This is a genomic window from Lentzea indica (genome assembly GCF_012184385.1).
Taxonomy (GTDB): domain Bacteria; phylum Actinomycetota; class Actinomycetes; order Mycobacteriales; family Pseudonocardiaceae; genus Lentzea; species Lentzea indica.
Genome location: NZ_VSRL01000049.1, coordinates 1 through 14,822 on the forward strand (window position 1 = coordinate 1; position 14,822 = coordinate 14,822).

General features: G+C 68.0%; 15 protein-coding genes and 1 pseudogene. 10 read left to right on the forward strand and 6 right to left on the reverse strand.

What is annotated here, in order from left to right:
- Positions 1-198: 198 nt before the first annotated feature.
- Entirely contained in the window at positions 199-2,511 is a 2,313-nt protein-coding gene (gene pcrA, locus FXN61_RS16140; RefSeq protein WP_167974746.1) for a DNA helicase PcrA, read from the reverse strand.
- A 60-nt stretch (positions 2,512-2,571) separates the two neighbouring features.
- Positions 2,572-3,060, reverse strand: coding sequence for a hypothetical protein (locus FXN61_RS16145; RefSeq protein ID WP_167974748.1), 489 nt, complete (start codon positions 3,058-3,060; stop codon positions 2,572-2,574).
- 180 nt (positions 3,061-3,240) lie between these two features.
- On the opposite strand from FXN61_RS16145, the gene FXN61_RS50130 reads away from it, so the two are divergent.
- Entirely contained in the window at positions 3,241-3,591 is a 351-nt protein-coding gene (locus FXN61_RS50130) for a chorismate mutase (RefSeq protein ID WP_281360487.1), read from the forward strand.
- Between the two features lie 18 nt (positions 3,592-3,609).
- Here FXN61_RS50130 and FXN61_RS16155 read toward each other — a convergent pair whose 3' ends face one another.
- Complete coding sequence (locus tag FXN61_RS16155) at positions 3,610-4,662, reverse strand: arginase family protein (protein ID WP_167974814.1); 1,053 nt, start codon at positions 4,660-4,662, stop codon at positions 3,610-3,612.
- 70 nt (positions 4,663-4,732) lie between these two features.
- On the opposite strand from FXN61_RS16155, the gene FXN61_RS16160 reads away from it, so the two are divergent.
- The 7 genes from FXN61_RS16160 (at position 4,733) to FXN61_RS16190 (ending at position 11,293) form a co-directional block, all read left to right on the forward strand.
- Positions 4,733-5,059: a hypothetical protein gene (locus FXN61_RS16160; protein WP_167974750.1), complete on the forward strand. Its 327-nt coding sequence runs from the start codon at positions 4,733-4,735 to the stop codon at positions 5,057-5,059.
- Positions 5,060-5,162: 103 nt separating this feature from the next.
- Complete coding sequence (locus FXN61_RS16165; RefSeq protein ID WP_167974752.1) at positions 5,163-5,996, forward strand: hypothetical protein; 834 nt, start codon at positions 5,163-5,165, stop codon at positions 5,994-5,996.
- A gap of 172 nt (positions 5,997-6,168) precedes the next feature.
- Positions 6,169-6,984, forward strand: a complete 816-nt coding sequence (locus FXN61_RS16170; protein WP_167974754.1) for a hypothetical protein — start codon at positions 6,169-6,171, stop codon at positions 6,982-6,984.
- Positions 6,985-7,150: 166 nt separating this feature from the next.
- Positions 7,151-8,017, forward strand: a complete 867-nt coding sequence (locus FXN61_RS16175) for a hypothetical protein (protein ID WP_167974756.1) — start codon at positions 7,151-7,153, stop codon at positions 8,015-8,017.
- A 194-nt stretch (positions 8,018-8,211) separates the two neighbouring features.
- Positions 8,212-9,543: a serine/threonine-protein kinase gene (locus FXN61_RS16180; RefSeq protein WP_312877777.1), complete on the forward strand. Its 1,332-nt coding sequence runs from the start codon at positions 8,212-8,214 to the stop codon at positions 9,541-9,543.
- A 191-nt stretch (positions 9,544-9,734) separates the two neighbouring features.
- Entirely contained in the window at positions 9,735-10,601 is an 867-nt protein-coding gene (locus FXN61_RS16185) for a serine/threonine-protein kinase (RefSeq protein ID WP_188135118.1), read from the forward strand.
- Positions 10,550-11,293 carry a hypothetical protein gene (locus FXN61_RS16190; protein ID WP_167974760.1) on the forward strand — a complete coding sequence of 248 codons (744 nt, stop codon included), beginning with the start codon at positions 10,550-10,552 and terminating at the stop codon, positions 11,291-11,293. Before FXN61_RS16185 ends, FXN61_RS16190 begins: the two co-directional genes overlap by 52 nt.
- Before the next feature lie 23 nt (positions 11,294-11,316).
- Here FXN61_RS16190 and FXN61_RS16195 read toward each other — a convergent pair.
- Positions 11,317-12,217, reverse strand: a pseudogene (locus FXN61_RS16195) (LysR family transcriptional regulator).
- An 81-nt stretch (positions 12,218-12,298) separates the two neighbouring features.
- On the opposite strand from FXN61_RS16195, the gene FXN61_RS16200 reads away from it, so the two are divergent.
- Together FXN61_RS16200 and FXN61_RS16205 are read left to right on the forward strand one after the other, a co-directional pair.
- On the forward strand, positions 12,299-13,225 hold the full coding sequence (locus FXN61_RS16200; RefSeq protein WP_312877778.1) for a DMT family transporter: 927 nt from the start codon (positions 12,299-12,301) through the stop codon (positions 13,223-13,225).
- Between the two features lie 121 nt (positions 13,226-13,346).
- Positions 13,347-13,766 (forward strand): SsgA family sporulation/cell division regulator, encoded by a 420-nt coding sequence (locus tag FXN61_RS16205; RefSeq protein ID WP_167974762.1) that lies wholly within the window; start codon positions 13,347-13,349, stop codon positions 13,764-13,766.
- 125 nt (positions 13,767-13,891) lie between these two features.
- Here the strand turns inward: FXN61_RS16205 and FXN61_RS52185 are convergent, their stop codons facing one another.
- Together FXN61_RS52185 and FXN61_RS16215 are read right to left on the reverse strand one after the other, a co-directional pair.
- Positions 13,892-14,242, reverse strand: coding sequence for a hypothetical protein (locus FXN61_RS52185; RefSeq protein WP_167974764.1), 351 nt, complete (start codon positions 14,240-14,242; stop codon positions 13,892-13,894).
- Positions 14,239-14,736, reverse strand: a complete 498-nt coding sequence (locus tag FXN61_RS16215; protein ID WP_167974766.1) for a hypothetical protein — start codon at positions 14,734-14,736, stop codon at positions 14,239-14,241. Before FXN61_RS16215 ends, FXN61_RS52185 begins: the two co-directional genes overlap by 4 nt.
- Positions 14,737-14,822 lie beyond the last annotated feature (86 nt).

Here is a 14,822-nt window from a genome sequence, read left to right on the forward strand (position 1 = left end):
TCGGCATCCTGCACGGCTGCCTCAAAACCCGCACCACCTACAACGAAACCACCGCCTGGGCACACCACACCAACATCAACAACGCTGCAGCTTGACATCTCCAGCAACTGGGATGTCTTCGCCTTCGCGGTGGCTCGCCTACGGCATCGCGTGGGGGAGGGCTGCTCGGCTACGCCTTCGCCGCCTGCAGAGGTGTGGTCAGAGCTTGGTCATGGGGACGCTGCCGATCAGCATCAGGCGGACCGTGCCGGAGCCGCCGAAGTCGATCGTGGCCGTGGCTCGCAGGCCCGAGCCGTCCACGGCCACTACTCGGCCCAGGCCGTACTTGTCGTGGGTTACGCGGTCGCCCACTTCCAGTTTCATGGCCGGGGCGTCCTTCCAGCCCGCCTTGGTCGGGGCTGGGCGGGACAGGCCGCGTGAGGCTATGCCGCCTGAGGCTGAGCGGCCCCACGTTGTGGCGGCGGCTGGGGCTGAGCGGGAGGGTTCCACTCGGCGCCAGTCGAGGAGGTCTGGGGGGATTTCGCTCAGGAAGCGGGAGGCCGGGTTTGCCGAGGGCTGGCCCCAGGCCGAGCGGACCAGGGCTCGTGAGAGGTACAGGCGGCGTTGGGCTCGGGTGATGCCCACGTAGGCCAGGCGGCGTTCTTCTGCCAGTTCGGCTGGGTCGCCCAGTGCTCGCATGTGGGGGAAGACGCCGTCTTCCCAGCCCGTGCTGAAGACGACCGGGTATTCGAGGCCCTTGGCCGTGTGGATGGTCATCAGGGTCACCACGCCGTCGGACTCGGCGTCCGGGATCGAGTCGGCGTCGGCCACCAGGGAGACGCGCTCCAGGAAGGCGGGGAGTGAGGGGACCGGGTCGGCGCCTTCTGGGAGTTCCAGTTCTGTGAACTCGCGGGCGACGGTGACCAGCTCGTTGAGGTTTTCGACCCTTGTGTGGTCCTGGGGGTCTTCGCTGGCTTCCAGTTCTGACCGGTAGCCGGTCCTTTCCAGGACGGCTTCGAGGATGTCGGCGACGTCGTCTTCGCGCTCGACCATCTCGCCGAGCTGGTCCATCAGTTCCACGAAGCCCGCGATCGCGTTGCGGGAGCGGGGGTTCAGCATCGGGACGCGGTCTTCCACGGCTTCACGGAGGGCTGCGGCGAAGCTGATGCGCTCGCGTTCGGCGTAGGCGGAGACGCAGGCTTCGGCTCGGTCGCCGATGCCTCGTTTCGGGACGTTCAGGATGCGGCGGAGGGAGACCGTGTCTTCCGGGTTCGCCAGGGTGCGCAGGTATGCGAGAGCGTCGCGGACTTCGCGGCGCTCGTAGAAGCGGACGCCGCCGACCACTCGGTACGGGAGGCCGAGGCGGATGAAGATCTCCTCGAAGACTCGCGACTGGTTGTTGGTGCGGTAGAAGACGGCGATCTCGGAGTTGTTGACCTCGCCGCCGTCGACCAGGCGGTCGATCTCGTTGGCGACGAAGGCGGCCTCGTCGTGTTCGTTGTCGGCGACGTAGCCGACGATCTTCTCGCCCTCGCCCAGGTCGGACCACAGGGTCTTGTCGCGGCGGTTCGGGTTGCGGGAGATCACCGCGTTGGCCGCGGTCAGGATGTTCTGGGTGGAGCGGTAGTTCTGCTCCAGCAGGATCGTGGTGGCGTCGGGGTAGTCGCGCTCGAACTCCACGATGTTGCGGATCGTCGCGCCGCGGAAGGCGTAGATGGACTGGTCCGCGTCGCCCACCACGCACAGTTCCGCCGGCGGGATCTCGCCGCCCGCCTTGCCGACCAGTTCGCGCACCAGGGTGTACTGCGCGTGGTTCGTGTCCTGGTACTCGTCCACCAGGACGTGGCGGAAGCGGCGGCGGTAGTGCTCCGCGACGTCCGGGAACGTCTGCAGGAGTTCGACGGTCCTCATGATGAGGTCGTCGAAGTCGAGCGAGTTCGACTCGCCCAGGCGCCGTTGGTAGACGGTGTAGACCTCGGCCACGCGGCGTTCCAGGTCGTTCGTGGCCTGGGCGGTGGCGGTCTCGGGGTCGATGAGCTCGTTCTTGAGGTTCGAGATGTGCACGGCGAGGGTGCGGGCCGCGTACTTCTTCGGGTCGAGATCGAGGTCGCGGGCGACGAGCGTGATGAGCCGGCGCGTGTCGTCGCTGTCGTAGATCGAGAAGTTCGACGACATGCCCAGGGTCTTCGCCTCGCGGCGCATGACGCGGACGCACATCGAGTGGAACGTCGACACCCACATCGAACGGGCGCGTGCGCCCACCATGTCGGCGACGCGCTCCTTCATCTCCGCGGCCGCCTTGTTCGTGAACGTGATGGCCATGATCTGGCCGGGATGCACGTCACGTTCCGCGAGCAGGTACGCGATCCGCCTGGTGAGGACGCGCGTCTTGCCGGAGCCGGCGCCCGCCACCACGAGCAGGGGTGAGCCGGCGTGCTCGACGGCACGGCGCTGCGCGGGGTTCAGGTCGTCGAGCAGGTGGCCCGCGCGGGAAACGGGGGGACTTGAGGGCAAGTCGAACAAGGCGCTCATCGTCCATCCACGGTACCGGGCGGCACCGACAAATCCGGTACCGCCCGACCATGTGTTCGATCAGGTGCTCAGATCGATGCGGTACGGAACTCCCGCGTGCACGTCGTTCTCGCCGGACGTCTCCGCGTACACGTCGAGGGTGTCGGTGTGGTGCTCACGCCCCTTGGTGTGGATTTTGAGCGTCGGAAACGCCTCGTCCGGCACGGCGAGGAAACCGTCCGTCGTGCAGTGAACGCCCTCGTAGCCGGGATGCCCCACGACGTCCCAGCACGTCCAGTAGTCGCCCTCGTAGCCGGTGACCTCGAGCTTGTCCGGCGGGAACGAGAGGCGGACGTACAGGTCGCCCGCATCGTGGTTGGACCGGTTGGTGATGTTGATGTCGACGGTGCCCGGCCAGCCACCTCGCATGTACCAGTAGCCGGACTCCAGGACCTTCCACCCTTCGGCCGGCGTCATCTCGACGCTCGCCCAGCCGGACTCCGCCGCGGTGGCGGGAACGGCGGAGGCTGACAGCAGGACGGCAGTTATTGCACTCAGTACGCGTTTCATGGTGATCCCGACGGTCGCTCTCTGAGCGATCCCCGACGGTCGCTCTCTGAGACGGGCGGGAGAGTACTCCGTGACGGTTGCAACTCAAGTCGGCTTCCTGTGGCACACTAGATCTGTGCGCGCGACGTTCTTCGAGTTTTTCTACGGGATCCGGACTCCGGCTCCCGTGGTCGTCTAGCGCTGAACAAGCCACCACGAAGCCCCGGAGTCCTCGGACCCCGGGGCTTCGTTCGCTTCCGGGCCAGGACTCGAAGAGTCGAGAGGTCGTCAACGATGGACACCACCACCGAACCTGACATCAACGAGCTGCGCCAGGAGATCGACCACCTGGACGCGGAGATTCTGCGCCTCGTGCAGCGCCGCGTCGAAGTGTCCAAGGTCATCGGCGCGGCCAGGATGGCGGCGGGCGGGACGAAGATCGTGCACAACCGCGAGATCGACGTCCTCAACCGCTACCGGCCGCTCGGCCCGGAGGGCAAGGACCTCGCCATGGTCCTGCTGAAGATGGGCCGCGGCCCGCTCGGCAGGTAGAGAAGCCCCGGCCCGGCGTCACAGCACGCCGGGCCAATAAGGCTTCAGGGCCGCGAGAACGTGCTCGAAGTCCGCGTCCACGAGCTGGGAGTCGTCCGGCACGTAGGCCAGCGGATCCTCGAGCAACGGCTCCGGCAGCCGCAGCAGGCCCTCCACCAGCGCGTGCAGGCACAACGCGGCGTACCCCCGCAGGTAGCCGCCCTCCTGGGTGAGCACCGCCCGCGTCCCGAACGCCGCCACCCGCCGCCCGATCTCGCGGTAGCCGGCGGCCGTGAGGTTGTGCCGGCCGTTGGGGTCGAACGCCGACCCGTCGAACCCGGACGCGCACACCAGCAGGTCCGGCGCGAACTCACTCAGCAGCGGGAAAGCGATCTCATCGAGCGCGCGCAAGTACGCCGTGTCGCCCGCACCCAAAGACAGTTCGATGTTCACGTTCCGCCCGTTGGCGCCCACCTCGGAGGGCGCACCTGTCTGCGGGTGGTTCGTCCCCCACGAGCCGTGCCGCATGTGCACCGAGATGGTCAGCACGTCCGGACGGTTGTAGAACACCTCCTGCGTGCCGTTGCCGTGATGCACGTCCCAGTCCAGGACCGCGACCTTCATCCCCTGCCGCCGCGCGGTCTCCGCCACCAGCGCCGCGTTGTTCACGAAGCAGTAGCCGTCCGCCATGTCCGGCTGCGCGTGGTGCCCAGGCGGCCGCACCAGGGCGTATGCGAGCGGTGCGCCGGATTCCAGCGCCATCAGCGACGTTCCCGCCGCCGCACACACCGCACGCCACGTCTCCGGCCCAACGACCGTGTTCACTTCCAGCGCCACACGCGTCGACACGCGCAACGAGTCCAAGTGCGAAGCCGAGTGCACGCGCAGAAGCTCGTCAACGGACGCGTGCCGTCCCTCGTGCCACTTCAAGTGCGGCGCCACTGGGCCGTGCGTCAGCGCGTGCCGGAACGTGCGCAACCGCGCGGCGTTCTCGGGGTGCGGTTCGGCGACGTCCAGCCACGGCCAGGAGCCCGGCAGCTCCCACAGGCCCTCGCCGGCGTCGTGCTCGAGACAGTCGTCGTGCCAGAACATGTCCACCCGAACCGGATATCAGGGCGATCACGGATGGTCCACCCAAAAATTCTGGAGGCACACTGGACGCATGGGCATCATCGCCGCACTGATCGCCATCGCAGGCCTGCTCGCCGCCTTGGCGCATGACGCATACCTGGCCATGCTCGGTTCGGCTGCGAACAAGAAGGGCCTGGCCGGCGCTCCTGTCTCGCAGTTCGTCCGCACCCGCTGGAAGACCGCCATCATCGCGACCGCGGGCGCGGCGATCGGCCTGCTGATCACCAACGGCGACTCGCTCGGTGCCGACGTGATCGGCGCGCTGATCGCGGGCGGCAGCGGTCTGGTCGCCATCAACGGCGTGCAGAAGACGCACAAGCAGTTGAACAGCGGTCAAGCCCAACTGCCGCCGAGGTAGGAAGTTCACACAAACGAGTGTCACTCGTCCTGAAACCCCTCTTTTGGCTGGTTCGGTACGTCTGAACGGCCCTACGCTGATTGCGTCGCAGAGGGGTGTCGGGATGGACGAACTGCCGGGCAAACATCGTATCGACGACGGTGTCGCGCCGCGTCCCGTCGTCGGTGGCGACCGCATCCCGCTGCCCCGCGGCCGCCAGATCGACCCGCTGCAGGACACCGACGGACTGCGGAAGTTCAACATCGGCCTGGTGCCCGCCTCGGTCACACCTCCGCGCACGTGGAAGCGCGCGGCCTGGTTCGCCGTCGTCTCGTCGGTGCTCGTGCTGGTCGGGCTGAGCGTCGCCGCGGCCAAGCTCGTCGGCGGTGGCGGTGCGGTGGAAACGGTCGGCCTGCCCGGTTACCCGTCGGACGTGCCGATCATCTCCGCGCTGCCCACCGGCAGCACGACCCCCTCGGTCACCGCCACCAAGCCGTTGGTCGCGAACACGGGCCGGGGCGCCCCGGTTCCTGGCACCGGCTCCAGCGCACCGGGCGGCAGCGGTCAGGGTTCCGAGACGAACACCATGCCTTCGGGGACCGCCCCGCCCGTGATCACGACGGTCCCGGCCTCCCAGGCGCCGGTCGTCGACGGCACCGAGATCGCCCAGCGGACCGAGAACTTCTACCGCGAAATGGTGGCGAACGCGGACACCGCGCTCGCCATGACCACCGACACCGTGCGCTCGAACGCCGACGCGCTGCTCGAAGGCAGGCTCGCCGACATCTCGCTGATCGAGGTGAAGGAGATCGCGGTCGACCCGAGCCAGGGCCTCACCGTCAGCCTGCTGCAGGTGACGAAGAAGGACGGCTCGGTCAGCACGGAGAAGCGCGAGCTCAGCTTCACGCTCAGCGATCTACCGCTGATCAACGGTGAACGGTTGAAGCTCGGCGGCTGAAGCGGCTAAAGGTCGCGGCCCGAGTTACCGACCGTAGTAAGTAGCACCATCGAGCGAATCCCGAGCACCACTAAACGCCACGATCGACTGAAGTCGACCCAGATGCTGGCGTTGTCGCGTGAGGCCACGGTACGTCTTCTGGTGACCACGGACAGTACGGAGGACCAGGCCAGTGCAGCGTCCCGCGACGACCGGGCGGAGGCACACCCGCGCCGGCTCGATCAGCGTGGCAGAGCTGATCAAGCAGCAGCCGAGCCCGATGCGCATCCCGTCGAGCGAGGAAGCCGCGGCCGACGCCCTCGTCACATCGCTGCTCGGCCCGACCGGGAACATGACCGCGACGACGGCGGTGATCCCTGTCGTCCCCGGCCGCCGTCGCCGCACCAGGAAGAGCCGCGCCGCCAAGGTCGCCGGCCTGCTGACCGGCGCGATCGTGCTGGTCTCGTCCGTCGCGGGCGCGGCGATCCTCGCGGGCAAGCGCCCGGCGAACACCGGTGTCCCGGTCTCCGAACGTCCCGTCGCGCTGTCCGGCTCGAGCGCGCTGCGTCCCGACGTCCTGTCCGCCCAGCTGCCGAACGAGCGCACGCCGCTGCAGGACACCGCCGACACCCCGATGCCGCAACCGTCAGCCCTGCTGCTGGAGGCGCCGGAACCGACAACGCCGGAGGTCTCGGTCGGACCGCAGCCGCAGGTGGACGTGGTGAAACGGTTCTACGAGCTGCTCACGACCAAGCCGAACTCGGCCGCCAAGCTGCTGTCACCGGACCTGGTCGGCGCGAACCCCAAGGAGTTCGTCGAGGCCTGGGGAACGATCAAGATGGTGAACGTCGACCAGACGTCCGTGCGGCCGGACGGATCGGTGCTCGCGGTGGTGTCGATGCAGGAGCTCAACGGCAGCTGGCTGCGCATCGAACAACTCTTCTGGCTCACCGACACGACCCAGCCGCGGATCATCGGCACCGAGGTCCTTTCGGCGCAACGGAGTTAAGCCGCACCCAACTGGGATCGCCGTTCGCAGTCGAACGGTGACCGCTCGTCGCGAAAACCTAGTTCCGATCGTGAAAATTCCCCCGAAGGGGTTACATCTCGGGTCACGATTCGGTATCCATGTTCCCGCCAGTGCGCGAACGCGAACTTGGAAGGGTGAACGAGCGGTGTCGATTGAGGACCATCGTCGGCGGCTGAACGGTGCGGCCGAGTCGACCGGCCAGCTGTCCGTCGCCGAGCTGATCGCCCGCCGCGAGGCGGAGACCGTCGAGATCCCGGTGATCACCGACGACATCACCCCAGAGGACTTCGAGCCGACGATCAAGTTCAAGGCGGTCAAGGCGCCGGGCAGCAAGCCCAAGAAGCAGCCCATGAAGGAGCTGCACATCACGGAGCTGCTGCGCCGTGAGGGCAAGGCCGACGACACGCAGCGCGGCGGGTTCACCGTCGGCAAGCTGGCCGTCGCGGCCAGCGGTGGCGTGGTGCTCTGCGGTTCCGTGGCGTTCGCCGCCTCCTCGTGGCTGTCCTCGCCGGACGAGCGCCCGCTCGCCGAGGTGCGGTTCGACGAGCGCGCCCAGGCCCGTGGCGCGAGTGCCGGCACCGAGGGCGTCGTGAAGCTGCCGTCGAACAAGCCGCAGCAGTCCGACTCGACGGAGACCCCGCAGGCAGAGACGGAGCAGGCCGACCCGACGACGCGCGTCGCCCCCTACGTCCAGACCCAGCAGCAGCGCCCGACGCAGCAGACCAGCAGCCGACGCAGCAGCCCTCTTCGGAGACGCCGCCGCCCGCGAGCACGCCGTCGTCGTCCACGTCGACCAGCCAGCCGAGCACGCCGCCGTCGAGCGACGACGCCCCCGCCGCCAAGTTCGTCCGCGGCCACCCCGCCGAGCAAGAGCACCCCGCCCAGCTCGAACCCGCTGCCCACGCCGTCCAACCCGGTCGACGTCAGCGTGGACCTCGGCATCCTCGACCCCGTCCTGAACACCGTGGGCGACACCGTCGGCAGCTTCGACTTCTTCAGCCCGGCGAACTGACGTACGACGGGTAGCTCAGCGGCGGCCCACGACAGGTACCCTGTGCGGGCATTCCGGACGACCGCTGACTACCGCACGAGGAGCACGAGCGTGGGACCTGCTGCCGCAGCCGCGGTCTCCCAATCGCCGCGCGACCGGAAGTCACTGTCGCTGCGCGACCGGTTTTTGCTCTGGAGCACCGCCAGGGTGGTCTTGTGACGACGTCCGACACCTCGGACGGCCGCCTGATCGCCGACCGCTACCGCTTCCTCGACCGCATCGGCTCCGGTGCGATGGGCATCGTCTGGCGTGCCCACGACGAACGCCTCGGCCGCGAGGTGGCGATCAAGCAGCTGCTGCTGGCGCCAGGACTGGACGAGGCCGAGCAGGACGAGGCCATCCAGCGCGCCATGCGCGAGGGCCGCATCGCCGCCAAGCTGCACCACCCGAACGCCATCGCCGTGTACGACGTCGTCGAGGAAGACGGCGTCCCGTGCCTGGTCATGGAGTACCTGCCGTCGTACAGCCTCGCGGACGCGCTCGCAGAGGGCGGGCCGATGGACCCGGTCGAGGTCGCCAGCATCGGCACCCAGTGCGCGGCGGCACTGGCCGCGGCGCACGCGGCGGGGATCGTGCACCGCGACGTCAAGCCCGGCAACGTGCTGATCGCCGAGAACGGCGTCGTCAAGATCACCGACTTCGGCATCTCGCGCGCCAGCGACGACATCACGGTCACCAAGACCGGCCTGATCGCCGGCACGCCCGCGTACCTCGCGCCGGAGATCGCGCGGGGCCAGGACCCGACGCCGGCCTCCGACGTCTACTCGCTCGGTTCGACGCTGTTCGCCGCGATGGAGGGCGAACCGCCCTACGGAGTGAGCGAGAACACTCTCGGTGTCCTGCATGCCGTCGCGGCCGGCCGGATCAACCCGCCGACCGTCGACCACCCGCTCGCCGACACGCTGCTGTACCTTCTGAACTTCGAGCCGGACGACCGGCCGACCATGGCGCAGGCCCGCGACATCCTCAACGCGGTCGCTCACGGGAAGTCTCCGTCGTTCACGGGCTTGGCAGTACCTGCCGGACCCGAGCCGACGGCGATCGTGGAGCCCGACCGCACCCGCGTGGTTCGTCCGGTGGCGAGGACCACCGTGCCTGCCCGCACTGCGCCGCCGATGGCGCCCGCGAGCAGGCAACAGGACAACAGGCCGCTGATGATCGCTGCGGTGGTTCTGGCGTTGTTGCTGGTCATCGGTGGTTTGATGGTCGCGCTCGGCGTGTTCAACAAGCAGAGCGAGAACCCGTCGGCGCCGCCGGTGTCCTCCTCATCGACGGTGACCCCGACCACGGAAACCACGACGCCAGAGGTGACCACCACCACGCCCGAGGCAACCACAACACGCGAAACGACGTCTGCACCAAAGACGACTACAACTACGACCCCACCTAGCACGCCGAGCAGCGTGAGCAGTGTGAGGCCGACGACCTCGGCAGTAACGCCGTCGAGTTCGCTTCCGGCCAGTTCTGTCCCTGCATCAGGTCCGTAGGGCTAAGCGCTGTTACGCCGTAGAAATCTCGTAAGGTGGGTACCCGCACCGTTGGGGTGAACTGAACCCGGTGGTGTGATCAGCCGTTGAACAGAGAGCAAGTGACCGCACAGCGGGGAGCAACTGTGACCGACGATGGCCGATTGGTCGCTGGTCGCTACCGATTGAGCCAGCGGATCGGTAGTGGCGCCATGGGCGTCGTCTGGACCGCACACGACGAACGTTTGCACCGCACAGTCGCGGTCAAGCAACTGCTCCTGCAGCCCGGACTCGCCGAAGCCGACACGGACGAGGCGAAGAGACGTGCCATGCGCGAGGGCCGCATCGCCGCGCGCCTGCAGCACCCGCACGCCGTCGCTGTCTACGACGTGGCCGAGGACGACAGCCAGCCGTGGCTCATCATGGAGTACCTGCCGTCCAAGAGCCTTTCCGCTGTGCTTTCCGAACGCGGCACGCTTCCGCCGCGCGATGTGGCGTCGATCGGCATGCAGGTCGCCTCTGCGCTCGCCGCCGCGCACAACGCGGGCATCGTGCACCGTGACATCAAGCCCGGCAACGTGCTGCTCGGCGACGACGGCACCGTCAAGATCACCGACTTCGGCATCTCCCGTGCGACCGGTGACGTCACCGTCACCGCGACGGGCATGCTGGCGGGCACCCCCGCCTACCTCGCGCCCGAGGTCGCCAAGGGCTATGACCCCGGCTCGCCGTCCGACGTGTTCTCCCTCGGCTCGACGCTGTACGCCGCGATCGAGGGCCAGCCGCCGTTCGGCCTGAGCGAGAACACCATCGCGCTGCTGCACAAGGTCGCGTCCGGCAAGGTCGACCCGCCGCGCAACGCGGGCCCGATGACCGCGCTGCTGATGCGTCTGCTGCGCGCCGAGCCGGAAGACCGCCCGACCATGGCCGAGGCCCGCGACGCGCTCGCCGCAGTCGCGAACGGCCAGGCCGCCCCCGCATTCACCCCGGCCGTGGTCGGCGCCGACGCACCCGCCGTCGTGGCGCGGTGCCCCCCGTCCAGAAGCAGCCGCAGCAGCAGGCCGCCACGCGGGCCATGACGCCCCAGCAGGCAGCGCCTCCGTCGGCCACGCGCGTGGACCTGCACACGCCTCCGCGTCCCGTGCCCACGCAGCAGCCGCCGTCGAACCACCGTCCGGCAGCCGCACCCCAGTACTCGCAGCGTCCGAAGCCGGCCTCGCAGCCGTTGTCGTCGAAGAGCAAGAAGTCGACCATGTACACCGCGCTCGCCATCGTGGCGGCGGCGGTGATCGGCATCATGTTCGCGAGCATGATCTCGAACAACAACGACCGCGGCGGCTCGGACAACAGCGCGGGCGGCAACACGCAGACCCAGCAGACCCAGGGCAGCACGCAGCCGTCCACGCCGTCCAAGTCGTCCGGCAAGGCGGGGCAGTGGACCGACACTCCCACCGACGGCGACAAGAAGGGCCTGCTGGAGGAGTACTTCCAGACGGCGCCCAGCAAGCCTGACGACGCGTGGCAGATGGGCAACGCCAACTTCCAGGGCCAGTACCCCGGCGGGCTCGACGGTTTCAAGACCTTCTGGGGCACCGTCAAGCAGGTCGAGGTCAGCAGCGTCGAGGAGCGGCAGCCCTACTACTTCGTGGTCACGCTGGACGTCACGAAGAAGGACGGGACGAAGTCGACCATCCAGCGCCAGGTCTCGCTGGAGTGGCGCTCGCCGAACTTCCTGCTGAGCTACGACAAGCCGTTCGGCAACGGGGCATAGCAGCCTGATTCGAACTGCGCTGGTCAGGAGGCCCGCGCGGCCTTCTCCAGCGCTTCCGCCAAAGCCACCACGGCTGGATTCCACGCGGCGTCCTCGCGGTACACGACGTGAATGTGCCGCACCGGTTCGGGATTGCGCAGCTTGCGCAGAACGACACCCGGATGCGCATATCCCAGACCGAGCCGCGGAATGATGGTGACGCCGAGCCCGGCGGCCACGAATCCCTGCGCGGTCGCGTAGTCGTCGCTTTCCACGACGACCTGCGGGGCGAATCCCGCACCCGCGCACGCGTTCGTCACGAGGTCCTTGCACGGTCCCGTGGCACCGCAGTCCGCGTTGATCCACGGCTCGTCGGCCAGCTCACCCAGGTCGATCACGCGCTTGCGGGCCAACGCGTGGCCACGCGGCAGCACCGCGTAGAACGGGTCGGCGAGCAGGTGCCGCGCGACCATGCCCTCGGGGGCTGGCTCCGCGGGCTCCAGGACGGTGATCGCCACGTCCGCGCGGCCCGCGGCGAGCTCCTCGAAGGGGTCGGTCGGCTCGGTGAGCTTCAGGTCCAGCTCGACACCCGCACGCTCGGCCTTGAACGTCGCCACCGCGGGTGGGACGAGGGCCGCGCCGGCCGTGGCGAAGTAGCGGACGCGCAGGTCCCGGCGCAGCCGTTGCGCAAGGCTGTCAGGGCACTCTCTGCCTCGGCGAGTTGCTCGGAGAGCGGCCGGCGTGCTCGGTGAGGAGCCGGCCGGCCGCGGTGGGCCGGATGCCCCTGCCGACGCGCTCCAGCAGCGGCATGCCTGCCTGCTTCTCCAGGCCCGCGACCTGCTGCGAGATGGCGGACGGGGTGTAGCCGAGGTTCGTCGCGGCCGCGGTGATGGAACCCGTGGTCACGACCGCCCTGAGCACCTGCATGCGTCGCACGTCCAACATCCCTCAACCTTACAGCGTTGCTTAAAGGTTCTACACAACAATTAAATTGTATTTACGGGTTGCAGAACGCATCGTTGACATGTGAACCAACGCGGAACGTTGATCAGGATGGGCGTGCTCGCCCTGCTGTGGGGATCCAGCTTCCTGTGGATGAAGCTTGCACTGGGGAGCCTCGCGCCCCTGCAGATCTCGCTCGTGCGGACGTTCTTCGGGGCGGTCGTGCTGTTCGCCGTGCTCGCCACGGCGAGGATGACGCTGCCCCGTGACCGCCGGATCTGGGGACACATGCTCTTCGTGGCCATGTTCGGCAGCGCCATCCCCTTCACGCTCTTCGCGTTCGGCGGCCAGACCGTCGACTCGGGCGTGTCCGGCGTGCTCAACTCCACGACGCCGCTGTTCGCGCTGGCCATCGGCCTCGTGCTGGGCACGGAGAAGGTCAGCAACTTGGTCCGCATGCTCGGCCTCGGGCTCGGCTTCGCGGGCGTGCTGCTGATCTTCGCGCCGTGGCAGCAGGCCAACAGCATCGCGAGCTGGGGCGCGGTGCTGTGCCTCGTCGGCGCCGCGAGCTACGCCATCGGCTACACCTACGCCGGCCGCTACCTGGTCAACACCGGTGCGAGCTCGACGCAGCTCGCCGCGATGCAGCTGACCACCGCGATGGGACTGCTCGTCCTGGCGATGCCGTTCGGCGGCCTGCAGCCCGTGCACCTGCACTGGATCGGCATCGTCGCCGTGACGATCCTCGGCGTGTTCGGCACCGGGGTCGCGTTCATCCTCAACTACCGCGTCATCGCGGACGAGGGCGCCACCACGGCCACTACGGTCGGCTACCTGCTGCCGGTGGTTTCGGTACTCCTCGGAGCGATCTTCCTCGGGGAGCAACTCAACGCGAGGGTCGTCGCCGGCATGCTCGTGGTGCTCCTGGGCGTCGCGCTGACCCGGAGGCGGCCGGTCCCGGCCGGTCAGAACGTCTCACCAAACGAGACACGCGACCTGGTAAAACGCTGAACGGTGAGACGCACGTCTCCCCCGTTAGGATGGTTCCGAGACGAATCACGTCCTTATCCAGCCGGTTGGCCGTCTCCTCTTTGTGAGCGGACATGGAGACCAGCCTGGGAAGGACATCGACATGAACAACGACAACCTGAAGGTCACCAACCGGACGACTTTTCAGTTGCTCGCCCCCGGCGCGGCTCCCGCGCCCGTCGAAGCCGAACTCGTCTACGACCCCGAGGACCCGTACGCGGTCGCCATCATCTTCCACACGGGCTCCGGCCGCGTCGAGTGGATGTTCGCCCGCGACCTGCTGGCCGACGGACTGCTGACCCCGTCCGGTGAGGGCGACATCCTGGTCCGCTCCGCGTCCGACGACCCGGAGCGCGTGCTGGTCGAGCTGAACGCACCGACCGGGTTCGCCATCCTCAGCGCGGTCGCCGAGGACGTGGCGGCGTTCCTGGACAGCTCCTACGACGTCGTGCAGCCGGGCGAGGAGGACCTGTGGATCGACTTCGACCGGGAGCTGCAGAAGCTCGTCTCGACGATCGACTAGTCCTGGGCGCCGAGGTGGTCTGACGGGCGCGGGGCGAGGTGCCGGCACGCGAGGCAGCTCGTCACCGGAGACCACCGGGACGATCGGGGTGTTCAACGTCGTGGGCAGCGACAACGAACTGCGGACTACCCGGTTGCCTTGGGGTGCGCGCCGGCGTAGTCGACCCACACCGTGTGCTTCTCAACGTCGAGCAAATACCAGACGCGGTCACCACCTGTGACTTCGATCTGCCAGTGCGGCAGAACCCGCCCACCATTGGATCCGGTCGACAGGCGACCCATGAGCTGCTTGTGCCTACTGGTTTGCACGGCAGGCGCCGGATCGGCGCGCATGGTGTCCCGGGCCCGGCGCAGGTTGTTCGCGGCGCGGTTCTCCAGCTCCTGCCAGCCCTTCGCGGCATCGTTGTTGCTGAAGCGGATCTGCCACTCCCCTTCGACGGGTGGAGGCGCGACCGGATCGTTCCTCCGAGGGCTCACCTGGGGGTTGCCCCCGGCTCGGGAACCTCACCGAAGTCCTCACCATCAAGACCGTGATCCGTGGTGAGAATCTCGACCAGCCGCGGATCAGCCCAGACCTCGGCGGTGTGCCGCCACGCCGTGATCAGCTGTATGACCGGCGCAGGAGTGCCGAGAGAGTTCGCGGCTTCGAGAGTCTCCACGATCTCGACGGCGAACAACTCCCTGTCCTCGGGCGGCAGGAAGCGCATCCACGGGAACACCGTGGGCATGACATCGGCGATCAAACCACTCACCTCCTTGCTGTGCTGCAGCAACGCGACGAACAACGAGGTGGTGAACGAGACGACCTCGCGCACCTCCTCAGCCCGGCTGACCGTGGTCAGCACCAGGTCCTCCTCGTCACCGCGACGGTGCACGAGCAGAGTCTGGTTCGGCGCCGCCTGCAGCTTGCGCACCGATTCAGCGGGCTTGTTGGACAGCTCGCTGAAGTTGATCTCAGCAGCAATGGACATAGTTGCAAGGTACTTTAAAACTCGATGCCGTGCCACCTCGCCGCCAGGAACGGCGAAAGCCGGTCTCCGTGATTGATTAGTCTCGT